We start from the raw sequence: 23481 nt of genomic DNA, 5'->3' as shown, positions 1-23481 counted from the left end.
CACCCTAACCCTCTCCCCAAAGGGGCGAGGGGATTGTTCCGTGCCTAAATTATTTTACGTGCGCCCTTCAGGACAGGATCCTGCTGTAGCTGTTTCCACGCGGCCATGACGGCCTCGGGGAATTCAACGTGAGCAATATAATCCCGCCCGGCCGGGCCATAGCCGTTAGCGTCGTCATACAGGCGCGGCAGCTCCCCCATAACCAGTGAAAGGTAACGGTCAACGGGCCACAGCCCGGTGTGGTCCTCGCTGAATTCCACGCCCTCGTTACCGTTTTGCAGCGTCGGCGTAAACCCCGGATGGCTGACCCACTGCGGTGAATCGGGCTCATCACGACACACGCGGGCAAACGTCGCCATCGTGCGGCGCTGCATCGTCGGATCCTGCACCACCAGCACCCGCCCGGTCGTTCGATGATGCTGTTTCAGCATGTTCCAGCTAAAGCGCGCGTTTTCACCGCAGTTGGTGGAGCGATCCTCAACCCACAGACGCGCCTCGGGGATCTGCCAGAACGCCCGCGCAATGTCGGCAAGAATGCTCGCTTCGGCCCGCCCGGTGACCGGTACGGTGTGGTAACGCGGATGATTGCCAATGGCGGTATATAAAAAGCGGGTCGAATGGCCGATGCCGCCGCTGATCAGAAGCGGTACATCTCTCTGGGCGGCAATACGGCAGGCCGCGTCAATGGTTGGGATCACCGCGTTTCCGGCCAGAATCACCGCATCGACTTCCGGGCTCGGACGGGTCGCGCTCAGGTCGTCCTGCGCCAGCCATGCACCGACAGTATTGAAGGCCGCCAGCGTGGCATCCGCCAGAACGGGAAAATGGGGCTGAACCATGGTGAACTCCTCACGTTGTTGAAGCGCCGAATTTATCATTTTTCTGAAATAACCAGAAACATCCAAAAATCATCGGGTTGCACCTGCCTATTATGCTTTTGATTTCCAGCTCTACAAAACATTGTATTGTGCAGGCGTCATGAAAAAGCACCCAACGCTGCTTATTTCGCCGTGATCTGACCAGTTTTATCCCCCCTGCGCTTGCCAAAGACAACATCCAACCCTAAGTTGCTTAACAATTTCACAACCTTTTTTATCATCACAGGTTGCACCTGAAGCGCGCCAGGTGACACCTCTCTCATCATCAACGTGGCGGGGTTTCAGGTCATGACAGAACATGAAAGTACGACGACGGTGTTACGTAAAAATAAAAAGGTGTTAATCGCCAGCCTTACCGGGAGCGCCATTGAATGGTTTGACTATTTTCTCTACGGTACGGCGGCCGCGCTGGTCTTCAATAAGATCTTTTTCCCGATGGTCGATCCGGTGATCGGACTCATCCTCTCTTATCTCTCTTTCTCATTAACCTTCTTTATTCGCCCCATCGGCGGGGTACTTTTCGCCCACATCGGCGACCGCATCGGACGGAAAAAAACCCTCGTGCTGACCCTCTCTTTGATGGGAGGTGCAACCGTTATGATTGGCCTGCTGCCCACGTATGAGATGATTGGCCTCTGGGCGCCTGCGCTGCTGATCCTGATGCGCATCATTCAGGGGATGGGCATCGGCGGTGAATGGGGCGGCGCGCTGCTGCTGGCCTATGAATACGCGCCAGAAAAACGTAAAGGCTTCTTCGGCAGTATTCCGCAGGCGGGCGTCACCATCGGCATGCTGATGGCAACCTTTATCGTGTCGCTGATGACCCTGTTCAGCGAGGCGGATTTTCTCTCCTGGGGCTGGCGCATCCCGTTTCTGCTGAGCTCGGTGCTGGTGTTGCTCGGCCTGTGGATCCGCAAAGATATTGACGAAACGCCCGATTTTCAGAAAGTGAAAGCGTCCGGTCAGGTAGCGAAGGCCCCGCTGCGCGATACGCTGAAACATCACTGGCGTGAAGTGTTGATTGCCGCCGGTTTGAAGGTGGTTGAAACCGCGCCGTTCTATATTTTCTCGACCTTCGTGGTGAGCTATGCCACCAGCACGCTGACGTATCAGAAATCGCAGGCGCTGGAAGCCGTGACGCTGGGAGCCCTGGTGGCGACCATTATGATCCCGCTAATGGGGCTACTCTCCGATAAGGTAGGCCGTCAGCGCATGTACGCAATCAGCGTCTTCGTGCTGGGCCTGTTTATCGTACCGTGGTTTATGCTGCTCAATACCGGCACCACGTGGGGTATCGTGCTCGCGACGGTCATCGCCTTTGGCGTGTTGTGGGCCCCTGTCACGGCGGTACTCGGCACGCTGTGCTCTGAAATCTTTAGCGCAAACGTGCGCTACACCGGCATTACGCTCGGCTATCAGCTGGGTGCCGCGCTGGCTGGCGGTACCGCGCCGTTGATTGCCACCGGCCTGCTGGCAAAATACGACGGCGACTGGGTGCCGGTGGCCTGGTATCTTGCCGTCACGGTGACCATTTCTTTAATCGCGATTTTCTGCGCCAACCGCGTTAAGCGCGCCACTCTCATCCAGGCGCAGCCCGAACGTCTCTGACCCTTCCCGGCCCGTCCTGCGGGCCGCTCTTTTTCCTTAAATTTCCCTTCACCATTTGATTAACATGCGTAAATCATATTCACTTGAATTATCATTTGCGGGAGTCGTAGAATCGCTAGCCCGCTAATTATTCAATCATTTCTAAGGTAAACGACGTTATGCGCCTGCCCGAACGCGACCCTTATGCTCCTCGCGAGTGGCAGCCACATGAGAAACCCGCCCTGCTGGGTTCGCCCTCCACGCCCGAACACAGTACGCCAAAACGCATTGCCTATGGCGTCGTGGGCCTGCTGGTCTGCCTGACGGGCGCGCTGGGGAATGCGGTGGTAACCGCCAACCTGCAAAATTTGCAGGGGACCTTCGGCGCCTGGTCAACCGAAATCGCCTGGCTGCCCGCGGTTTATGTGATGACCAACATCTCCATCAACCTGCTGCTGGTTAAATTCCGCCAGCAGTATGGCCTGCGCGCCTTTACGGAAGGTTTTCTGGTGCTGTACGTGCTGGTCACCTTTTTCCACCTGTTCGTTAACGATCTCAGCTCGGCGCTGATGGTGCGCGCCGCGCACGGCATGGTGGCCGCCGCGCTCAGCTCGCTGGGGATTTACTATCAGATCCAGGCCTGGCCTGCGAAGCACCGCCTGAAGGCGCTGACCATCGGCATCACCGGATCGTCACTCGCCATCCCGCTGGCGCGCCTGTTTTCAACCGAGCTGCTGCAGCTGGACGAGTGGCGCGGGCTCTATTTCTTCGAGCTGGGACTGGCGCTGATCTCCCTGGCCTGCGTCATCGCCTTAAAATTACCGCCGGGCGACCGGCGCAAGGTCTTTGAGAAAAAAGACTTTATCACCTTCTTTTTACTGGCTCCCGGGATGGCCCTGCTCTGTGCCGTCCTCTCTCTGGGCCGCCTTGACTGGTGGTTCGAAGCGCCGTGGATCGGCTGGTCGCTGGCGCTATCGCTGGTGCTGATTGTCGCAGCCATCGTCTTTGAACATAACCGCAGCAACCCGCTGCTGAACACCCGCTGGCTGTCGAGCGGCAGCATCGTCCGCCTGGGGCTGATTATGCTGCTGATCCGTATCGTGCTGGCAGAGCAAAACACCGGCGTCATCGGCTGGCTGCAGTACGTGGGCTTACAGAACGAGCAGATGACGCATCTGGCGTGGTCCATTTTCGCCGGGATCGTCTGCGGGATTGTCACCAGCTGTCTCACCATCAAGCCGACGAAACTGGCGTGGCCAATCATCACGTCTCTGGCGCTGATGATTGTTGCCTCGCTGCTGGACAGCCAGTCCAACAACCTGACCCGTCCGGATCAGCTGATGGTAAGCCAGTTCCTGCTGGGCTTCGGCAGCGCCTTCTTCCTGGCACCCGCTATGCTGGCCGCCATTGGCGGGGTGATCGCCGACCCGCGTAACCTGGTCAGCTTCTCGGTGATGTTTGGCATGAGCCAGAACCTCGGTGGCCTGCTGGGCTCTGCGATCCTCGGCACCTTCCAGACCTGGCGCGAGAAATACCACTCCAGCCTGCTGGCGGACCAGCTCACCACGCTCAACCCACTGGTCAACGAGCGAATTCAGCTTTATACCCAAATGTACAAAAGCCTGATTGGCGACAGCGCGCTGCTGGGCACCCAGGCGATAACGCAGCTGCAAACGGTCACCGCGCTGGAGGCGAATATTCTGGCTTATAACGATACTTATCTGCTGACGGCGAGCATCGCTGCCGCCACGCTGGTCTGGATTTTATGGCGCTTGCTGCGCCTGCGCATCACTGCCCGTCTGGCGCTGAAGAACGCCACCGGCAACAAATAATTGAAAGAGTTCTGGAGAGTTTATGAGTCAGCAGGATGCCGCCAAAGAGCAGGCCAACACCCGCAAAAATGTGCGCATTGTTTCCGTTTTCACCGCCGCCGCCATCGGTATTGTCGGCGTGCTGGTGATCCTTTATGCGTGGCAACTGCCGCCGTTCACCCGTCACGCGCAGTTTACCGATAACGCCTACGTGCGCGGCCAGACGACGTTTATCAGCCCGCAGGTGAACGGCTATATCACCGAGGTGAAGGTTCAGGACTTTGTGCAGGTGAAAAAAGGCGACCTGCTGCTGCAGATCGATGACCGTATCTATCGTCAGCGGGTGCATCAGGCAGAGGCGCAGCTGGCGATGAAAATTGCCGCCCTGAATAACAACCTGCAGCAGCGTAAAAGCGCCGAAGCAACGATCGCCAAAAATGACGCCGCGCTGAAAAATGCCCGCGCCCAGAGCCTGAAAAGCCAGGCGGATTTAAAACGGGTGAAAGAGCTGACGGCGGAAGGCTCGCTTTCCATTCGCGAGCGCGACGCCGCGCTGGCCAGTGCCGCTCAGGGTAGCGCCGACATCGACCAGGCGAAAGCCGCCCTTGAGATGTCGCGTCAGGATCTGCAGACGGTGATTGTCAATCGCGGTGCGCTGGAAGCGGATGTTGAAAACGCCAAAGCGGCGCTGGAGCTGGCGCAGATTGACCTGCAAAACACCCGCATTGTGGCGCCGCGTGACGGCCAGCTCGGCCAGATCGCCGTGCGTCTCGGGGCCTACGTGACCGCCGGAACCCATCTCACCACCCTGGTGCCGCCGCAGCACTGGGTCATCGCCAACATTAAAGAGACCCAGCTCGCGGAGCTGCGCGTCGGCCAGCCGGTGAAGTTCACCGTCGATGCCCTGAACAACAAAGCGTATCAGGGCCGCGTGGAGAGCATCTCCCCGGCGACCGGCGTGGAGTTCAGCGCCATCACGCCGGATAACGCCACCGGGAACTTTGTCAAAATTGCCCAGCGTATTCCGGTGCGCATTGAGGTGCTCGGTAAGCCAGAGGACGCCGCGCTGCTGCGTCCGGGTATGTCGGTGCAGGTGACCATTGATACGCGGGAGGCGAAGCAATGATCCTTCGCCCGATAGCCGCGCTGGTGGCGGCGGTCATGCTGGCCGGATGCCAGTCCGTTGACGTCAAACCGGCGCAGCCGACGCTGCACATCCCCACCCAGTGGCGCACCGTCTCCGGCCCTGCCAGCCCGACGGAGCAGCTCTGGTGGCGTAATTTCCATGACAACCACCTGAACCGCTATGTGGATCAGGCGCTACAGCATAACAGCGACGTGCTGATCGCCCGCGAACGGATAAACGAGTATCAGGCGCGGGTCTATACGGCCGACGGCAGCCTGTTTCCCTCCCTCGACGCGGGCGTAACCGGGACGCGCGCCCGTTCACAATCCGCTGCGACCGGTCTGCCGGTTTACGGCACATTGTACAAAGGGAGCCTGACGGCAAGCTATGACGTGGATATCTGGGGCGTCAACCGCAGCACCTCGCGCGCTGCCGAAGCCTCGCTGGCGGCGCAAAAAGCCGCCGCCGCGGCCGCGGATTTGACCGTCGCCTCGTCTGTGGCATCCGGGTATGTCACCCTGCTCTCGCTTGACGAGCAGCTGAGGGTGACCGAGTCCACGCTGAAATCGCGCGAAGAGGCGTTTAACCTTGCGAAGCGTCAGTTTGAGACGGGCTACAGCTCGCGCCTGGAGCTGATGCAGTCGGATTCCGAACTTCGCTCAACGCGGGCGCAGGTGCCCGTGCTGCAGCACCAGATTGCACAGCAGGAGAATGCCCTCAGCCTGCTGCTGGGAAGCAACCCGGGCGACGTGGCGCGCAGTGAAAGCTTTGCGGCGCTGACGCCGCTAACGCTGCCGTCGCAGCTGCCTTCTACGCTGCTGAACCGCAGGCCGGATATCGTCCAGGCCGAACGCCAGCTGGTGGCGGCGGATGCCTCGCTCGCGGCGTCGCGCGCCAGCCTGCTGCCGTCGATCAACCTGACCGCGACAGGATCGGTTCAGGATCGCACCCTTTCCGGCCTGCTGGACAACCCGCTTCAGCTCTGGAGCGTCGGAGGCAGTATTCTCGCCCCGCTGCTGAACCGCCAGGCGCTGAATGCGCAGGTGGATATTTCTCAGTCCCAGCGTAACCAGGCGCTGTACGCTTATGAAAAAACCGTGCGTAACGCGTTTGCCGAAGTGAACAACAGCCTTGATGCGATAAGTCGCTATCAGGAACAGCTGACGGAGCTGCTTGCCCAGCAGGATGTGGCCCAGGAGACGCTGCGCATTGCGCAGAATCGCTATCGCAACGGCTACTCCTCCTATCTGGACGTACTGGACGCGCAGCGCACGCTGTTCTCGGTCCAGACCAGCGTCGTGCAGGTGAAAAATAACCTGCTGCTGGCGCAGATTGATTTGTATAAAGCGCTGGGCGGCGGCTGGGCCAATGTCTGAAGGCGCTTAACGGGCCTGGATTTCGTGACGTAGGCCGGGTAAGGCGCAGCCGCCGCCCGGCGATTCCCCCTCAGGAGACAATCTATGCAACAACAGTGGTCTGCAGTTGATAATTTCATGATTTCTTCGCTTATTCCTGACGATGACGTACTGAATCAGGTTCTGGAAAACAACAAACGCGCCGGGCTCCCCGAGCACGACGTAGCGGCCAATCAGGGGCAGCTCCTGGCGCTGTTCGTGCGCATGACGCAGGCAAGACGCATTCTTGAGATCGGGACGCTGGGTGCCTACAGCTCAATCTGGATGGCGCGCGCGCTGCCCCCGGACGGTAAGCTGATTACGCTTGAGGCCGATCCCACGCATGCCCGCGTTGCGCGCGAGAATATTCAGCTTGCGGGGTTAAACGAACGCATTGAATTAATTGAAGGCCCGGCGCTGAGCTCGCTGGAGAATTTCGGCGAGGTTCCGCCGTTCGACCTGATCTTTATTGATGCCGATAAGCCGAACAATCCCGGCTATCTGGAATGGGCGCTGCACTACTCCCGCCCCGGTACGGTAATTATCGGCGATAACGTGGTCCGTGATGGCGAAGTCATTAACGGCCAAAGCGACGATGCGCGCGTGCTGGGCGTGCGGCGTTTTATTGAAATGATGGGCGATAACCCGCGCTTAACCGCCACCGCGCTGCAAACGGTGGGGATTAAGGGATGGGATGGGTTTACGCTGGCGATTGTAGAACGATAACCAGCCGGGTGGCGGCTTTGCCTTACCCGGCCTACATTTCGCACTCGTAGGCCCGGTAAGCGCAGCGCCACCGGGCAAGGGTTTAACCTGAAATCAGCTCCATCGCCTGCAAAATACGCTTATCCGAAATCGGATACGGCGTACCGAGCTGCTGGGCAAAGAAGCTGACGCGCAGCTCCTCGATCATCCAGCGGATCGCCTGCACGTCTTCATCGTCGCGGCGCGCTGGCGGCAGCTTGTTCAGCCACTGCTGCCACGCCTGCTGCACGCTCTCCACTTTCAGCATCTGCGCGCGGTCGCGGTGCGGGTCGATAGCCATCTTCTCCAGCCGTTTTTCAATCGCCTGGAGATAGCGCAGCGTATCGCCAAGACGGCTAAAGCCGTTGCCGGTGACAAAGCCGCGGTAAACCAGCCCCGCCATCTGCGCCTTCACGTCCGACAGACCCAGCGCCATGGTCATATCCACGCGCCCTTTCAGACGCTTGTTGATATTGAACACGGTGGTGAGGATCTGCTCGACCTGTTTGGCAATCTCCACCACGGTGTCGTTCAGCTCCGCACGCACCTTCTCGTGAAGCTGAGCAAAGCCCTCTTCCGTCCAGACCGGGCCGCCCGCCTCGTGGATCAGTTTGTCCACGCCGCAGGAGATGCAGTCGTCAATCAGATCCAGCACCTTGCCGTACGGGTTAAAGTAGAGCCCCAGCTTGGCCTTGTTCGGCAGCTTCTCGTGCAGATACTTGATCGGCGAGGGGATGTTGAGCAGCAGCAGGCGACGCAGCCCGCGCCACATCATCTGCTGCTGTTCCTGCGGGTTATCAAACAGCTTGATCGCCACGCTGTCGCGCTCGTCCACCAGCGCAGGCCAGGCCTTGACCTTATAGTTACCGCGCTTCTGCTCGTAGCTTTCCGAAAGCTGGCCAAAGCTCCAGATGTGCAGCCCGCTCTGCTCGATGCCGTCGTCCGCCACCGCAGAGAGCGTCTCCTGGACTTTGCCTTTCAGCGCCTCTTTCAGCTCGCTCAGGGAACGCCCCTCCAGCAGCTTTTTATTTTTATCGTCCACCACGCGGAAGGTGATTTTCAGGTGATCGGGCACCTGATCCCAGTTCCAGTCGTCGCGGTCGATGGTCGTTCCGGTCATGCGGCGGAACTCGCGCTCCAGCGCGTCCAGCAGCGGCAGCTCCAGCGGCGTGACGCGGCCCAAAAACGCTTCCGCGTAGTTTGGCGCAGGCACAAAGTTGCGGCGCACCGGTTTCGGCAGGGATTTGATCAGCGCAATCACCAGCTCGCGGCGCAGGCCGGGGATTTTCCACTCGAACCCGCTATCGTCGACCTGGTTTAACAGCGGCAGCGGAATGTGGACGGTCACGCCATCCGCGTCGGCCCCCGGCTCAAACTGATAGGTCAGCCGCAGCTTGAGGTTGCCCTGATGCCAGAAGTTCGGGTAGTCGAGCTTGCTGACCGACTCCGCCCCCTCTTTAATCAGCATGCTCTTTTCGAAGTTGAGCAGGTCCGGCGTCTCTTTGCTGGCCTTCTTCCACCAGCTGTCGAAGTGGCGGGCGGAAATCACATCGTGGCTGATGCGCTGGTCGTAAAACTCGAACAGCGCTTCATCGTCCACCAGAATGTCGCGGCGGCGGGACTTGTGCTCAAGTTCCTCCACTTCCGCGCGCAGCTTCAGGTTTTCGCGGAAGAAGGCGTGGCGCGTCTGCCAGTCTCCCTCCACCAGCGCGTGACGGATAAACAGCTCGCGGCTGAGCGCCGGATCGATCTGGCTGTAGTTGACCTTGCGCGCGGCGACAACCGGCAGACCGTAAACGGTCACTTTTTCGGTCGCCATCACCGCGCCCTGCGCGCGCTCCCAGTGCGGTTCACTGTACGAGCGCTTAAGCAGATGTTGCGCCACCGGCTCCACCCATTCCGGATCGATACGGGCGGCAATGCGTCCCCACAGGCGGCTGGTTTCCACCAGTTCCGCGACCATGGTCCACTTCGGCGGCTTCTTGAACAGGCCAGAACCCGGGAAGATGGCGAAACGGGCGTTGCGCGCGCCGGTATACTCCTGCTTCTCGGCGTCCTTCATCCCAATGTGGGACAGCAGGCCGGTCAGCAGCGCGATATGGATTTCGCGGTACTCCGCCGGTTCGCTGTTCACCGGAATGCCCAGCTCTTTCACCACCTGGCGAAGCTGGGTATAGATATCCTGCCACTCGCGCACGCGCAGGTAGTTGAGGAAATCCACCCGGCACTGGCGGCGGAACTGGTTCGAAGAGAGCGCCTTCTGCTGCTCGCCGAGGTAGTTCCACAGGTTCACGAAGGCGAGGAAATCGGACTCTTTGTCGTGGAAGCGACGGTGCTTTTCGTCCGAGGCCTGCTGTTTGTCCATCGGACGCTCGCGCGGATCCTGAATGGAGAGCGCCGAGGTAATGATCATCGCCTCGCGCACGCAGCCGTGCTTTTGCGCTTCCAGCACCATACGCGCCAGGCGCGGGTCGACCGGGAGCTGGCTGAGCTGGCGGCCCAGCGGCGTCAGCTTATAAACCGTCGCCTGCTCGTCGGTGGTAATCGCCCCGAGCTCTTCCAGCAGACGCACGCCGTCCTGAATGTTGCGCTTATCCGGCGCTTCGACGAACGGAAACGCCGCGATGTCGCCCAGCCCCAGGGCGGTCATCTGCAGGATAACGGACGCCAGGTTGGTGCGCAGAATTTCCGGGTCGGTAAACTCCGGGCGCGACAGGAAATCGTCTTCGGAGTAGAGACGAATGCAGATCCCTTCCGACACGCGGCCGCAGCGGCCCTTACGCTGGTTGGCCGATGCCTGAGAGACCGGCTCAATCGGCAGCCGCTGGACCTTGGTGCGGTAGCTGTAGCGGCTGATGCGCGCCGTGCCCGGGTCGATCACGTATTTAATGCCCGGCACGGTGAGCGAGGTTTCCGCCACGTTGGTCGCCAGGACGATGCGGCGTCCGCTGTGCGGCTGGAAGACGCGGTTCTGTTCGCTGTTGGACAGGCGGGCATACAGCGGCAGGATCTCGGTGTGGCGCAGGTCGCGCTTGCTGAGCGCGTCGGCGGTATCGCGGATTTCGCGTTCGCCGCTCATGAAGATCAGGATGTCGCCCGCGCTTTCGTTATCCAGCTCGTCAACGGCATCGAAGATGGCCTGCAGCTGGTCGCGCTCGGTATCATCCGCCTCTTCCACAATCGGGCGATAGCGCACTTCCACAGGATACGTGCGACCTGACACCTCGATAATCGGCGCATTGTTGAAGTGCTTCGAGAAGCGCTCCGGATCGATGGTCGCGGAGGTGATGATCACTTTCAGATCCGGGCGACGCGGCAGCAGCTCTTTCAGGTAGCCGAGCAGGAAGTCGATGTTCAGGCTGCGCTCGTGCGCTTCGTCAATGATGATGGTGTCATACTGCATCAACAGGCGATCCTGCTGGATTTCCGCCAGCAGAATACCGTCGGTCATCAGTTTGACCATGGTGTTGTCGCTAACGTGATCGCTGAAACGGACCTTGTAGCCGATGCAGCCGCCCGGCTCCGTCTGCAGCTCTTCGGCAATACGGTTGGCAACGGTGCGCGCCGCCAGACGACGCGGCTGGGTGTGGCCAATCAGGCCTTTGATCCCGCGTCCCAGCTCCATACAGATTTTCGGCAGCTGGGTGGTTTTCCCCGAACCGGTTTCACCCGCCACAATCACCACCTGGTGGTCGCGTACGGCCTCAAGGATGTCCAGTTTCTTCTGGCTGACGGGCAGGTTTTCCGGGTAGGTAATCGCCGGGCGCGCAGCTTCGCGCAGCACAACCTTCCCTGCCGCCTGTTCAATCTCTTTCGCCATCTCCTGGTAAATGGCCTGTTGAGCATCAGGATTTTTAACCTTCTTGACGCCGTGCAGACGGCGGGCGAAGCGCTGTTTATCGCGCAGCGTCAGAGAATCGAGCTGTTGCAGGAGCATCGGGAAGGTGAATTTTTGTTGTTCTGTCATAGCGTTAAAGGGCAGTACACGCCCTGATAAACTCTCTTTTTAATGATTGCTATAGAGTACCACACTGACGCCTTTCGTGCCTTATTCAAAAAATTCGAACATAGGCTTCGATATATTGCGCTATCTCTGTGGCAGGATTGTGAATAGAGTGTCAACAAGCAACGGGGCAACCCCCTTCAATCAAATGCAACAACAGGAATCACCCATGAGCAAAGTATTAGTTTTGAAATCCAGCATTCTGGCAGGGTACTCTCAGTCTGGTCAGCTGTCTGATTACTTCGTTGAACAGTGGCGTGAACAGCATTCTGCTGACGAAATCACCGTGCGTGACCTGGCTGCAAACCCCATTCCTGTGCTCGATGGCGAGCTGGTTGGCGCGCTGCGCCCAAGCGATGCGCCGCTGAGCCCGCGTCAGCAGGAAGCGCTGGCCCTGTCCGACGAGCTGATTGCTGAACTGCAGGCACATGACGTCATCGTCATCAACGCCCCAATGTACAACTTCAACATCCCAACCCAGCTGAAGAACTACTTCGACCTGGTGGCGCGCGCTGGCGTAACCTTCCGTTACACTGAGAACGGCCCTGAAGGTCTGGTAAAAGGCAAACGCGCTATCGTGCTGACCAGCCGCGGCGGTATCCACAAAGATACCCCAACCGACCTGGTTGCGCCGTACCTGAGCCTGTTCCTGGGCTTCATCGGTATCACTGACGTGAACTTCGTGTTCGCGGAAGGTATCGCTTACGGTCCGGAAGTGGCGACCAAAGCGCAGACCGACGCGAAAGCCGCCATCGACAGCCTGGTTGCAGCGTAAGACTTCACCCTCTCACCGCCCGGTGGGAGGGTTTTTCTTTTCTCCCGCATTTCGTTATCATCCGCTCCCACTCTCCAGCCGGGCGGCCTGATGTCTGCGATCATTGATTCTTTTATTGCCCCACCGTGTCACGATGACATTCAGATCCTCTGGCAGGATGAACATCTGCTGCTGATCGACAAGCCTTCCGGCCTGCTCAGCCTCTCGGGCAAACATCCGCAAAACCTCGATTCCGTCCACTATCGTCTGGTTCAGGCGTTCCCGGGCTGCACGCTGGTGCACCGTCTGGATTTTGGCACGTCCGGGCTGATGGTGGTTGCGCGCAATAAGGCCATCAACTCGGCACTGTGCCAGCAGTTCAGCCAGCGCAGCGTGGAGAAAGTCTACAGCGCCCTGCTTTGCGGCCACGTGGAAAATGATGAAGGGGTTATTGACGCCCCGATTGCCAAAGACCCGGCGCTGTTCCCGCTGATGTCGATCTGCGCCAACACCGGTAAACCCGCCCGCTCCCGCTACCAGGTCGTGGAACGGTTTTATCAGGGGGCGGGATTACCGTTAACGCGGGTGAAACTGATCCCGGAGACCGGGCGAACCCATCAGCTGCGTATTCACTGCCAGCAGCTGGGGCACCCGATTCTGGGTTGCGATCTGTATGGCGGTCTTGACGTGCCGGGCGCTGAAGACGCGCCCCGGCTGATGCTGCATGCCAGCGAGCTGAATTTTATTCATCCCGCGAGCGGCGAGCCGGTTAGTGCCCGCCACGCCGCCCCGTTCTGAATGTGGTTTACCACATCAAATCGTCAGGGATTTTGAAGTCCGCGTACGGATCGTCTTCGTCCTGCTCTTCCTGACTAAGCGCGCTGTTTAACACGATGCTGTCGGCATCGCGCTGGGCAATTTTATCGGCCACTACCGCCGGGATAATCGCGTATTCACAGTCGCCGCTGGCGTTGATGAACAAGCGGGCAATCGCCAGACGGCCGTTGATCAGCTGAGCCTGGGTTTGCTTGTCCACCTCGATTTTTTTGATCAGATTACCGTCGGTGAAGTTAAAGGTAATGTTGCCCCTTGAGACGGTGATGCGGTTCATCTCGATCAGCTGCTTCACCTGCGCCTTAAACTCTTTCGCCAGCACGGCCTGCTTCTGCTGCTCGCTCAGCAGCTTGTCACGCTCGATCTGCGCCTTCTTGTTCTCTTCTACCGCTTCCCGAGCCTCACGCGCCTGAACGCGTGATTTCTTTGCCGTGCGCTGCACTTTCGCCGCTTTCTTGCTGCTGACGAGGCCCGCTTTCAGCATCTGCTCTTGTAAGGTGAGTTTTGTCATGATTGTTTCTAAACCGGTTGGAAATTTTGGGGATTATAGCGGGAATTGCGGAGCGTGTGCCAGAGAAGCAGGCATGGCGTTTTGCTGCCGGAGTCTGGTTCATTCTTCATGCAGCTTCTACGAATGGTAATGCGTGAATAGTGGTTAAAAATTACCAGGTCATTTTCTTAAAAAATGAGCCGTTCATAAATATGATGTGAGGTTTATATCTGTACCCACTACAGGCGTTGGTATATTCATAGCGCATTTCAGGAGACTGTGATTTACATTTTTTGTCTGCTTCTATTCATGAACAGCACTGAATTGTTAAAAATTCACTGTGTTCATCGGTTGATTTTTAAACTGTCGAGGCGGAGAATCCACACAAAAATAAAGGATAAGGATTTCATATGTTTCGACTCTACAGGTCACATGAATTAACACGGCGATTAGACCCTGAAGATTTTCAATATATTCTGACGCCTGCGGGCTCGCTGAGAGAGGCATGTATTTATTACGATCTCTCTTATGAAGCGAACGGTCACAGTCTTACTTTTGGTCTCCCCAAGAAAAAATATAGCGTATCCCCACATCAAAGACCGTATGAACGCAGGTATCGCAGCGACGCAGATCCCATTTATGACGAAGTAAAACACGAGCTGAAAATTGGTTGGCTTGTTGGTGTGGATACCTCCAGGCGCTGGAGCAGCGACCGGAACCCGTTTTATATCGACAATAACGGCGAGCTAATTTTTACCCCTACTTCCTCATCGTGGCATGCATGGTATAAGGACGAAATCCTGAGTGCCTACCGGCACGTTATTGCCGATCGGCAAGGCAGGAAGCCCGCTCCTACTCAACGGATGCATTATGATTATTACGCGCCAACCTCTGCACCGTCGGAGAAAACGCTGAACAGTAAAGCTGTGGGTCGTCTGCTCGCCGCTGGTGGTATTTATAACGGCAATATTACAGGGTTTCATGAAACCGCGCTGCAGCTTGGCGGAGATGCTCCAGCAGGTTATGAGCAAGTCATGAACAACAAAGGGTTAATCATTGCGAGCGCCTCCGTTGCGGCAGGATTAACAATGGGCAGGTTAAATCCTTTAAGCGAAATAGATGAAATATCGGGGCTCAGTAAAATACCAGCATTTGAGAGCCCATATGTAAAAGGTTTCACCTCTCAGAGCGGCACACTAGTGAATGCTGAACACGCGGTTGTCGACCCGAAAAAACTCGCGGCTTATGCTTTAGATTCAACACATCCTACTGGAGGACACAAAGCCCGAGTGTTTGAGTCAGCGCTGGGATACAACCCAACTAATGCAGATGTTTTAGCCGCAAGAATTCAGGACGGCGTATTATTGGCCCCAGCAAAAGTTTTGCAGGCAAATAGTTACGGTCAAACAATGGCTGTCGAAATGCCCATTTTAGGCGTCAACGGTGAAACAGCAATCGTGCGTACTGGCTGGATGTATGAAACAGACGCGTTAGTTCCTCGCCTGACAACCCTATTCGTTAAATGAGAAAATACAAATGAAAAGAGCCGAATTAGACGTTGTGGTTTTAGGAGAGGATTTACCGAATGAAGGGCTGGTAAAAGGGACTATTGGTACGATTGTTATGGTTTTCAATACCCCGACGCTGGCCTATCTTGTCGAGTTTTGCGACGAAGAAGGAAGAACAATAGCAATGCCTGCTTTGCTTCCCGCTCAGTTGAAGAGTTATTTCACCCCAAATATCCTTAAAACATTGCTGGTTGACAATAATTTCCCCGTAGCGAACCCAGTAGATCCAGACGTAATAGCAGATTTGATGCGCAACGCCGCCCCTGCTGAATGGGATGCTCAGAAGAGAAGAGTTTACGAGGATATCCAACGCCTGATGATTAACCGGCTGGACTACTCTGGTATGTTCGAAATCATGGATGGACTTGAGTATAACGGTTTGACGCTGTACAGCCTGGCGCAGGCGGAAAACGGTGAACCCGTATGGTCGAATATCTACATTCGAAACGTTGAAATACGTGACAACGACATCTATGTTGATCCAAACCTTTCTGACAAGGTACTCATTGGTGAAGATGCTATGTCCGTGTTTGCCTACAACTTCAAAGATGACTGTTTCGAGATCCGTGATAAGGCATCGACCGAATTTGCCATTGAATCACATGTTAACTTCAGCGAAATGTTGTCCGCGCTGATTGATACAATGAACTGAAATCCGCAACATCCATTGCTGGTTGTAATTGCAACCAGCCTATTTCTTCCCAGCGCCGCCTGAACAATCACGAAGCAGATAACCATCGCAGTCCGTTCATGAACTTCCCTCATGTTGCATTGAAATTAAGTCACTTCCCCTGCGCCACGGGCTCAGGCATAAATTATGCATTGGTAACTTCTTAGCAACATGAACTTAGGATGCATAACCACAATGAGCAAAGCTTTCACATATACCCTTAAGCGCAGTTGCTTCGATGAGAATTACAACCCGTCAGAAAATACGCGTACGACCACCAACTTCGCCAACCTGGCGCGCGGAGAAAAGCGTCAGGAAAACCTGCGCAATACGCTGGTGATGATCAACAACCGCTTTAACGCCTTAGCGCGCTGGGATAACCCAAACGCCGATCGCTATGCGGTTGAGCTTGAAATCATCTCTGTCGATTTGAATATTGGCGCGGAAAAGCCGTTCCCGGCCATTGAGATTCTGCAAACCACCATTGTCGACAAGAAAAACAACCAGCGTATCCCTGGGATCGTCGGGAATAACTTCTCGTCTTACGTGCGGGATTATGATTTCAGCGTGCTGCTGCTGGAGCACAACAAGAACCAGCAGCACTTCAGCATTCCGGAAAAATTTGGCGAACTGCACGGCAATATCTTCCGCCATTTTGTGAGTTCACCGGAATACAAAGAGAACTTCACAAAAGGACCGGTGATTTGCCTGAGCGTCTCCAGCAAAGATACCTATCGCCGCACCGGTAACCAGCACCCCGTGCTGGGCGTTGAGTACCAGCCGGATGGCGAATCGCTTACGGAGCAGTACTTCGCGAAGATGGGCCTGAGCGTGCGCTACTTCATGCCGGAACACAGCGTGGCGCCGTTCGCGTTCTTCTTTACCGGGGATTTGCTGAGTGATTACACCGACCTCGAACTGATCGCCACCATCAGCACGATGGAGACGTTCCAGAAGATCTATCGCCCGGAAATTTATAACGCCAACTCGGCGGCCGGGCTGTGCTACCGACCGGATCTGAACCAGCAGGATCACTCCTTAACCAAAATTGTGTATGACCGGGAAGAGCGAAGTCGTCTGGCGATTGAACAGGGTCGGTTTACCGAAGAGTACTTTATTAAGCCTTACAAACACATTCTTGAGCAGTGGTCTGATAACTACACGCTTTAATACATTAAAAAAGGTCTTTTATTATGAAAACATTGCTCCCGACTTCAACGGCTGGCAGCCTGCCAAAGCCGACCTGGCTTGCGCAACCTGAGACGCTCTGGTCACCGTGGAAGTTACAGGATCAGGAACTGCTGGCAGGCAAGCAGGATGCGCTGCGCCTGTCTCTGGATGAGCAGATCCGCGCGGGAATCGATATCGTCAGCGACGGGGAACAGACCCGCCAGCACTTCGTCACCACCTTTATTGAACACCTGAGCGGCGTCGATTTTGAGAACCGCCAGACGGTGCGCATTCGTAACCGCTATGACGCGAGCGTGCCGACCGTGGTTTCCGCGGTTGCGCGCCAGAAACCGGTCTTCGTCGACGATGCAAAGTACCTGCGCCAGCTCACGGACAAGCCGATCAAATGGGCCCTGCCGGGGCCGATGACCATGATCGACACCCTGTATGACGCGCACTATAAAAGCCGCGAAAAGCTGGCCTGGGAATTTGCCAAAATCCTCAACCAGGAAGCGCGAGAGTTAGAGGCCGCAGGCGTGGACATTATCCAGTTCGATGAACCGGCGTTTAACGTCTTTTTTGATGAGGTCAACGACTGGGGCATCGCCGCGCTGGAGCGCGCCATTGAAGGGCTTAAGTGCGAAACCGCGGTCCACATCTGCTACGGCTACGGCATCAAGGCCAATACCGACTGGAAAAAGACGCTCGGCTCGGAGTGGCGCCAGTACGAAGAGGCCTTCCCTAAGCTGCAGACCTCTAACATCGACATCATCTCCCTGGAGTGCCACAACTCCCGCGTGCCGATGGATCTGCTGGAGCTGATCCGCGGTAAAAAAGTGATGGTTGGGGCGATCGATGTGGCAACCAACACGGTTGAAACGCCGGAGGAAGTGGCCGATACGCTGCGAAAAGCGCTGCAGTTTGTCGACGCCGACAAGCTCTATCCGTCAACCAACTGCGGCATGGCGCCCCTCTCCCGTCAGGTTGCCAACGGCAAGCTTAGAGCACTCAGCGCTGGCGCAGAAATTATCCGCCGGGAGCTTGGCGCGTAATCCCCTTACGCTGCCAGTACGGCGGCGTACCAAAGCGCTCGACGTAATAATCAATCACCGCCCTGACGTTCAGGGGCGGATGTCGGGCATCAGGGTAGATCGCCGCGATAGCCTGTTGTTCCGTAGTGATGGCGCACTCCAGCGCGGGCAGGAGCGGAATCAGCTCACCGCGCTGGAGCGGCTCGCTCACCAGCCAGTCCGGAAACAGCACAATCCCCATCCCGCCAAGCGCCGCAGCCAGCAACGCTTCCGCATTATTCGAGGTCATCAATGGCGTCACGGGATAGTGTGTCCACGCCTCGCCCGCCCTGCGCAACAGCCAGCGGTTAGGCCCTGACGATCCGCGATACACCAGGCAATGATGGCGGTTCAGATCGTCCGGCACTTCTGGCGCACCGTGTTTACGCACGTAGTCTGGCGACGCGGCCAGATGGTACACCTGCTGCCCAAACACCCGCGCGCGAAACGACGAGTCCGTCAGCACGCCAATGCGGAAGATAAGATCTGCCGCATCACGGTGGGGGTCAATGAAATCATCGGTCAGCGTCAGCTCTACGCTCAGGCGAGGATAGCGTGCCGACAGGCCGGGAAGTCCTGGGGCTATGTGCTTCTGGCCGAAAAACACCGGTCCGTTAATGCGGATCGCACCGGACGGCTCCACCGCACGCGCGTCCAGCTCCCGGCGCGCCTCTTCAAGATTCTCCGCCATCGACCGGGCGTAGCGAATAAACAGATGACCGCTTTCCGTGGGAATGACGGCCCGCGTATTGCGATAGAAAAGCTGCTGCCCGAGCGCATCCTCGAGCTGGTGGATCACGCGCGATATCTGCGAGGCCGATATCCCCTGCCGCCGCGCCACGACGGAGAAGTTCTGCGCTTCATACACGTCGATAAAGATCAGCAGCGCGCGGATGTTGATGTTGCTGGCGTCAACCATTAATGCATATCCTGCAAAGGTGTTTGTAGCATTATGGCATTTTTCTCATTGCACAACCCACGTAATCTTCTTCGCCTGAAAACGGAGGAAGAAGAATGCAGTTGGTTTTGATTTTACTGGTGATTGCTGGCGGGATGGGCCTCTCCGTCGAGGCGGGACTGCTGGGCCCCCTGGGGGGAAAAGTCGGGGATTTATGGGCGACGTTCAGCATTTTTGGCGTCGGCGCCGCGCTGACGTTTCTGCTGATGCTGTTTTTCAGCCCGCGCAACAGCCCGTCGTTTTTCGCACAGCCCGGCTGGCAGCTCCTCGGCGGGGTGCTGGGTCCGATCTACGTCGTCATACTGACGCTCGCCACGCCGACTATCGGCATTGCGCTGACGATGATTGGCATTCTGGCAGGTCAGGTTTTTAAAAGCCTGATCATTGACCACTTTGGCCTGCTGGGTACGCCGCACAGGAAGATAAACGCAAGACGCATCGTGGCGCTGGTTTTTATTATTGCCGCACTGGTACTGGTCGCAAAGGGGTAAACACATGACACTGATGATGATAATTCTGGCCATCTGCGGCGGCGCGACGCTGAGCATACAGGCCGCCATTAACGGCCAGCTCGGCAGCAGCGTGGGCGTTTTCAAGAGCGCGTTTCTAACGTTTTCCGTCGGCGCGCTGGTGACCGCCCTGCTCATTTTCTTCTTTGAGCCTAAGCAGGCGGTCACGCTGCTGGACGTGCCGAAATGGCAGCTCCTCGGGGCGATGTTTGGCGTGCCCTATATCGTGATAATGGTGCTCGCCGTACAGCGGATCGGCACCGCTGTCGCCACGGTGGCGGTGATATTCGGCCAGCTCGCCATGAGTATGCTGATTGATAACTTTGGCTGGCTGGGCAATCCCGCCATTTCGTTTTCACCGAGCCGTCTGAGCGCGGTGGTATGCCTGGGGATTGCCCTGTACTTCATCTACTCCAGCAGCAAAACCGGCAGCGTCCGCGACTAAGCTGAGGTCTTACGGGTAAAGAACAGCGTCACCGTGGCGACGGTGACGCCCAGTTTCTTCATCTCGGTTTTATTAAACAGATGGTTCTCATCCTGCAGGTACATCCAGTCGTCAAAGTTCAGTAGCCAGGTGCTGCCGTTGGCCTTCACGTTCATGCTGTAATGCCAGTTGAACGCGTTGCCGGCGGCCTGCCCCGTTGCTACCCCTTCAATATCCCCCGCCGTGCCTTCGTAGCGATCGTTCCCCACGCGGCGGATATGCCAGACCCGCTGCTGCTTCTCACCGTCGTCATAAACGAAGTGCTCGTTCAGCGTCAGCGTATCGCCAATCACATCCCCGGCAATCTCAACGTGAAAGCGGCGGATCTGCTTGCCGCTGCGATCCTGTACCATCCCCCACGCTTCGGTTTTGCCCTGGAAGTAATGGAAGATATCCAGCCGCGGCTGCTGCTGGCGATACTCGGTCACCTCCGTGCTACAGCCTGCCAGCAGCATCGTCAATGCCAGCGCCATCATCAGGATACGTTTCATTTTTGGCCTCCGATTAACTGCTGACGCAGCTCAGGGTATTGCGTACGAGGGTCGAGCCAGATGGCCAGGAAGCGGGTGCTGAACGCTTCTGACTGACGCGGTCCGAGTGGAATAAAGGCTTTTTGCGCCGCTGACGCGCGATACCAGAACTGCCCCTGCCCGTCGTCGAGCACAAACGCCAGCTGTGCGCCCGGCCGGACATCCGGCCACAGAGAGCGCAGCATCTGTAACCAGGCTTCGCTTCGGGGTTCCCGTTGCAGGATCCCCTGCGCCTGCCACTGGTCGCGGGTCGCCTCGACCAGCTCATCGCGATCGATATCGCGCGCATAGGTAATAATCAGCGCCTGATCCTGGTTCTCCCGACCGTAACGCCCGTCCGGCGTACGCAGCTGGGAGGTATAGACGGTGAATGGCCCCCAGGTGAGTGTGGCATCACCCACCTTCCGCCACGCCAGCCAGTCGGCGGCCTGAGCAACAGGAACAACCAGCGTCAGACAAAGCAACAAAACCGCAGCTCTCATTTTTGTCTCCCCATCAGCAGGTGGAAAAACAGCATCAACACCAGCCAGCCCGGCGCCATCCAGCTGATGACGATAAAGGTCGGCTCCAGAAACGTGATGGCACCCAGCCGCTCGCCAATCAGGTACGCCACCGGCCCTCCCACGGCGGCCAGCAGGGTGAGCAGCCAGCCGGGCAACGTGGTGGTGCGCGTAAGCTGCGTCCAGACGGTGGCGAACATCAGCCATAATGCCACCATCCATAGCGGCATCAGGGCATCACCCGTGAAGGCGATCAGCCCCGTCAGCGCCCAGAGCGTATCCAGCAAACTGCCCGCCGCGGCCAGCCCAATGGCGTAAAAACGGTATACAGACGGCAAGAGCAGGCACGCCAGGATCGCCAGCGCGAGCCAGATAATCAGGCCCTGTTCGCGAAAGAGCACCACCAGCGCCCAGTAGAGATCGAACGCGACGGCCAGCAGGAAGACCTGAAGATATCGTCTCATACGCGCTCTGCGGTCAGCTGCACCACGCTGATGGTGCGGGCGTTAAACCCGGCTTCACAGTAGCCAAAGTAATAAAGCCACATGCGGCGGAACCGCTCATCAAAGCCGAGCTTTTCAATCTCCTGCCAGGCGTGGACAAAGCGCTGCCGCCAGTGCGCCAGCGTGCGGGCGTAGTCCGGCCCCATGTCGAAGAGATTGCGCACCACGAAATCGGTGTGGCGCGTCATCAGCTCGTTCATGGCGGTGATGCTCGGCAGGAAGCCGCCGGGGAAAATGTAGCGCTGAATAAAATCGACGCTTTTGCTGTAGTCGCGATAGCGCTGGTCCTGAATGGTGATGGCCTGAATCGCCATTCGTCCACCCGGGCGCAGCCGCGCCTGACAGGTCCGGAAGAATGTAGGCAGATAGCGCTGCCCGACGGCTTCAATCATCTCTATTGAGACCAGCTTGTCGTACTGCCCGGTGAGGTCGCGATAGTCGCAGAGCAGCACCTCAACACGATCCTGCAACCCGGCGCGGGCGATCCGCTCGGTTGCCCAGACGTATTGCTCCTGCGACAGCGTGGTGGTCGTCACCCGACAGCCATAATGACGGGCCGCGTATTCCGCCATCGCCCCCCAGCCGGTGCCGATTTCCAGCAGGTGGTCGGCCTCGCTAAGCGCCAGCTGGTCGCACAGGCGCGCCATTTTGGCCTGCTGAGCCGTCGTGAGATCCTGCTCGTCTGCGGTAAAGAGCGCGCTGGAGTAAAGCAGTTCCCTGTCCAGAAAATGGGCATAGAAGGTGTTGCCCAGGTCGTAGTGGGCGGCAATATTTTCACGCGCCTGAGCGCGGGAGTTACGCCGCGTCCAGTGGCGCAAACGCTCCAGCGGTCGGCCAAGCAGCCGGAACCCTTTCTCAAGACGGCCAAGCACCTCGCCGTTGAGGGCCAGGATTTGCAGAAGCGGCGTGAGCTGCGCGGTTTCCCATTCGCCGTCCATCCAGGCTTCAGCGGCGGCAAGGCTCCCGCCCGTTAAGACGCGCCAGTAGACGGCGGGCGTGAGGATCTGCACGTCGGCGTGCAGCGCGGAGGATGTCTCGCCAAAATGGAAGGTCTGCGCCCCTTCACGCAGGGTGAGCGAACCACCGCGGATGCCGCTTAACAGACGAAACAGCAGCCATCGCGCGAGGCGGACGTTGCGCGGGATATCGGGTTCTAACGCAAAGACGGGATCGGTCATGAGCGTTCACTCCTGCTGACGGGATGGTTATACAGCGGCACGCGCTTGAGCCACAGCCTCAGCGCCTGCCAGTAAATGGCGAAAACGGTTTTCAGGGTCATAAGCGGGATGCGCAGCAGCAGCGCGCGCAGTGCCGGACGGGTCAGCGGCTCCCGGCGCAGGGCGAGCGTGGCGTCGAACACCTTCGCTTCCTGATGATTTTCAATGTGCATATGCAGCGTGTTATCCGGATCGTTGAAGCGCCAGTGGTAGATCATGTCCATCGGGTTGAAGGGGGAAACGTGAAACGCTTTTTCCGTGGGCTGGGTATGTTGCCCGTCGACCGCGTAATAATGACGCTCGTTCCACGGCGTGTTGCGAACCTCCGCCAGTACCCAGCGCAGAGTCCCCTTCCCGTCATAGCAGTAGTAAAAGTTGACCGGGTTAAAATGAAACCCGAAATACCGCAACTGCGTCAGAAGCATGACCCGCCCGTCCGGCCGTTCCCCGGTCAGGCTCTTCAGCCTGCTGAGCACGTTCTCTTTGAGCGGCGTGCCGAGCGGATAGTCCGCGTCATGGAACGCGGCGGCGGCAAAGCGATTGCGGCGCACGCCGACGGACGCCAGCAGCGGCAGCTCATCAAGATCCAGCCAGGCCATAAAGACGCTGTAGCGAAATTCATGGGTTTTCGGCTGAAGGCGGCGGTGGCGCAATACGCCGTGATAGAGGCAGCTGTTCATC

Annotated in this window: 22 protein-coding genes; 13 read left to right on the top strand and 9 right to left on the bottom strand. The window is 57.7% G+C overall.

Going from position 1 to position 23481, the window contains the following annotated elements; all coding sequences use genetic code 11:
• Window positions 1–44: 44 nt before the first annotated feature.
• Window positions 45–839, bottom strand: a complete 795-nt coding sequence (locus HMPREF3143_RS19490; RefSeq protein ID WP_070534127.1) for a YdcF family protein — start codon at window positions 837–839, stop codon at window positions 45–47.
• A gap of 327 nt (window positions 840–1166) precedes the next feature.
• On the opposite strand from HMPREF3143_RS19490, the gene HMPREF3143_RS19485 reads away from it, so the two are divergent.
• The 5 genes from HMPREF3143_RS19485 (at window position 1167) to HMPREF3143_RS19465 (ending at window position 7522) form a co-directional block, all read left to right on the top strand.
• Window positions 1167–2486, top strand: a complete 1320-nt coding sequence (locus HMPREF3143_RS19485; protein WP_070534179.1) for an MFS transporter — start codon at window positions 1167–1169, stop codon at window positions 2484–2486.
• 158 nt (window positions 2487–2644) lie between these two features.
• On the top strand, window positions 2645–4297 hold the full coding sequence (locus tag HMPREF3143_RS19480) for an MFS transporter (protein ID WP_008502308.1): 1653 nt from the start codon (window positions 2645–2647) through the stop codon (window positions 4295–4297).
• Window positions 4298–4319: 22 nt separating this feature from the next.
• A complete protein-coding gene (locus HMPREF3143_RS19475; protein ID WP_070534126.1) occupies window positions 4320–5402 on the top strand; it encodes an HlyD family secretion protein in 1083 nt (360 codons plus the stop codon).
• Window positions 5399–6778 (top strand): efflux transporter outer membrane subunit, encoded by a 1380-nt coding sequence (locus tag HMPREF3143_RS19470; protein WP_070534125.1) that lies wholly within the window; start codon window positions 5399–5401, stop codon window positions 6776–6778. The genes HMPREF3143_RS19475 and HMPREF3143_RS19470 overlap by 4 nt, the downstream gene beginning before the upstream one ends.
• An 84-nt stretch (window positions 6779–6862) precedes the next feature.
• The gene (locus HMPREF3143_RS19465; RefSeq protein WP_008502311.1) at window positions 6863–7522 is read left to right on the top strand and encodes an O-methyltransferase; all 660 of its coding nucleotides are present in this window, start codon (window positions 6863–6865) and stop codon (window positions 7520–7522) included.
• Window positions 7523–7604: 82 nt separating this feature from the next.
• Here HMPREF3143_RS19465 and hrpA read toward each other — a convergent pair whose 3' ends face one another.
• Window positions 7605–11507, bottom strand: coding sequence for an ATP-dependent RNA helicase HrpA (gene hrpA, locus HMPREF3143_RS19460; protein ID WP_070534124.1), 3903 nt, complete (start codon window positions 11505–11507; stop codon window positions 7605–7607).
• 205 nt (window positions 11508–11712) lie between these two features.
• Here hrpA and azoR point away from each other — a divergent pair, with 205 nt between their 5' ends.
• Together azoR and HMPREF3143_RS19450 are read left to right on the top strand one after the other, a co-directional pair.
• Window positions 11713–12318, top strand: a complete 606-nt coding sequence (gene azoR / locus HMPREF3143_RS19455) for an FMN-dependent NADH-azoreductase (RefSeq protein WP_008502313.1) — start codon at window positions 11713–11715, stop codon at window positions 12316–12318.
• A gap of 90 nt (window positions 12319–12408) precedes the next feature.
• Window positions 12409–13095 carry an RluA family pseudouridine synthase gene (locus HMPREF3143_RS19450; protein WP_070534123.1) on the top strand — a complete coding sequence of 229 codons (687 nt, stop codon included), beginning with the start codon at window positions 12409–12411 and terminating at the stop codon, window positions 13093–13095.
• 7 nt (window positions 13096–13102) lie between these two features.
• On the opposite strand, the gene HMPREF3143_RS19445 is transcribed toward HMPREF3143_RS19450, so the two are convergent.
• Window positions 13103–13642, bottom strand: a complete 540-nt coding sequence (locus HMPREF3143_RS19445) for a DUF2058 domain-containing protein (RefSeq protein ID WP_070534122.1) — start codon at window positions 13640–13642, stop codon at window positions 13103–13105.
• 389 nt (window positions 13643–14031) lie between these two features.
• Between HMPREF3143_RS19445 and HMPREF3143_RS19440 the strand changes: the two genes are divergently transcribed.
• The 4 genes from HMPREF3143_RS19440 (at window position 14032) to HMPREF3143_RS19425 (ending at window position 18081) form a co-directional block, all read left to right on the top strand.
• On the top strand, window positions 14032–15147 hold the full coding sequence (locus tag HMPREF3143_RS19440) for a DUF8093 domain-containing protein (protein WP_045335858.1): 1116 nt from the start codon (window positions 14032–14034) through the stop codon (window positions 15145–15147).
• Between the two features lie 10 nt (window positions 15148–15157).
• Window positions 15158–15841, top strand: coding sequence for a YrhA family protein (locus HMPREF3143_RS19435; protein ID WP_070534121.1), 684 nt, complete (start codon window positions 15158–15160; stop codon window positions 15839–15841).
• A 213-nt stretch (window positions 15842–16054) separates the two neighbouring features.
• Window positions 16055–17029, top strand: a complete 975-nt coding sequence (locus tag HMPREF3143_RS19430; protein WP_023292484.1) for a DUF1852 domain-containing protein — start codon at window positions 16055–16057, stop codon at window positions 17027–17029.
• A gap of 23 nt (window positions 17030–17052) precedes the next feature.
• Window positions 17053–18081, top strand: coding sequence for a methionine synthase (locus tag HMPREF3143_RS19425; protein WP_063417294.1), 1029 nt, complete (start codon window positions 17053–17055; stop codon window positions 18079–18081).
• Here HMPREF3143_RS19425 and HMPREF3143_RS19420 read toward each other — a convergent pair.
• Window positions 18056–19018, bottom strand: a complete 963-nt coding sequence (locus tag HMPREF3143_RS19420) for a LysR family transcriptional regulator (protein WP_023327409.1) — start codon at window positions 19016–19018, stop codon at window positions 18056–18058. The genes HMPREF3143_RS19425 and HMPREF3143_RS19420 overlap by 26 nt on opposite strands.
• A gap of 95 nt (window positions 19019–19113) precedes the next feature.
• Between HMPREF3143_RS19420 and HMPREF3143_RS19415 the strand changes: the two genes are divergently transcribed.
• Together HMPREF3143_RS19415 and HMPREF3143_RS19410 are read left to right on the top strand one after the other, a co-directional pair.
• Entirely contained in the window at window positions 19114–19548 is a 435-nt protein-coding gene (locus HMPREF3143_RS19415) for a DMT family transporter (RefSeq protein WP_023292486.1), read from the top strand.
• A 4-nt stretch (window positions 19549–19552) separates the two neighbouring features.
• On the top strand, window positions 19553–20011 hold the full coding sequence (locus HMPREF3143_RS19410) for a DMT family transporter (RefSeq protein ID WP_008502322.1): 459 nt from the start codon (window positions 19553–19555) through the stop codon (window positions 20009–20011).
• On the opposite strand, the gene HMPREF3143_RS19405 is transcribed toward HMPREF3143_RS19410, so the two are convergent.
• The 5 genes from HMPREF3143_RS19405 to HMPREF3143_RS19385 are packed head-to-tail and all read right to left on the bottom strand — an operon-like array spanning window position 20008 to window position 23480.
• Window positions 20008–20541: a DUF3833 domain-containing protein gene (locus HMPREF3143_RS19405; RefSeq protein ID WP_023327407.1), complete on the bottom strand. Its 534-nt coding sequence runs from the start codon at window positions 20539–20541 to the stop codon at window positions 20008–20010. The genes HMPREF3143_RS19410 and HMPREF3143_RS19405 overlap by 4 nt on opposite strands.
• Entirely contained in the window at window positions 20538–21062 is a 525-nt protein-coding gene (locus HMPREF3143_RS19400; protein ID WP_023292489.1) for a chalcone isomerase family protein, read from the bottom strand. The genes HMPREF3143_RS19405 and HMPREF3143_RS19400 overlap by 4 nt, the downstream gene beginning before the upstream one ends.
• Window positions 21059–21544 (bottom strand): DUF2878 domain-containing protein, encoded by a 486-nt coding sequence (locus tag HMPREF3143_RS19395; protein WP_021241374.1) that lies wholly within the window; start codon window positions 21542–21544, stop codon window positions 21059–21061. The genes HMPREF3143_RS19400 and HMPREF3143_RS19395 overlap by 4 nt, the downstream gene beginning before the upstream one ends.
• The gene (locus HMPREF3143_RS19390; protein WP_023327405.1) at window positions 21541–22761 is read right to left on the bottom strand and encodes an SAM-dependent methyltransferase; all 1221 of its coding nucleotides are present in this window, start codon (window positions 22759–22761) and stop codon (window positions 21541–21543) included. The genes HMPREF3143_RS19395 and HMPREF3143_RS19390 overlap by 4 nt, the downstream gene beginning before the upstream one ends.
• Window positions 22758–23480 carry a DUF1365 domain-containing protein gene (locus HMPREF3143_RS19385; protein WP_070534120.1) on the bottom strand — a complete coding sequence of 241 codons (723 nt, stop codon included), beginning with the start codon at window positions 23478–23480 and terminating at the stop codon, window positions 22758–22760. Before HMPREF3143_RS19385 ends, HMPREF3143_RS19390 begins: the two co-directional genes overlap by 4 nt.
• Window position 23481 lies beyond the last annotated feature (1 nt).

Source organism: Enterobacter sp. HMSC16D10 (genome assembly GCF_001807145.1).
Classification (GTDB): Bacteria; Pseudomonadota; Gammaproteobacteria; order Enterobacterales; family Enterobacteriaceae; genus Enterobacter; species Enterobacter roggenkampii.
Note: the sequence above shows the minus strand (reverse complement) of the source record. Positions and strands in the feature narration are given on the sequence as shown.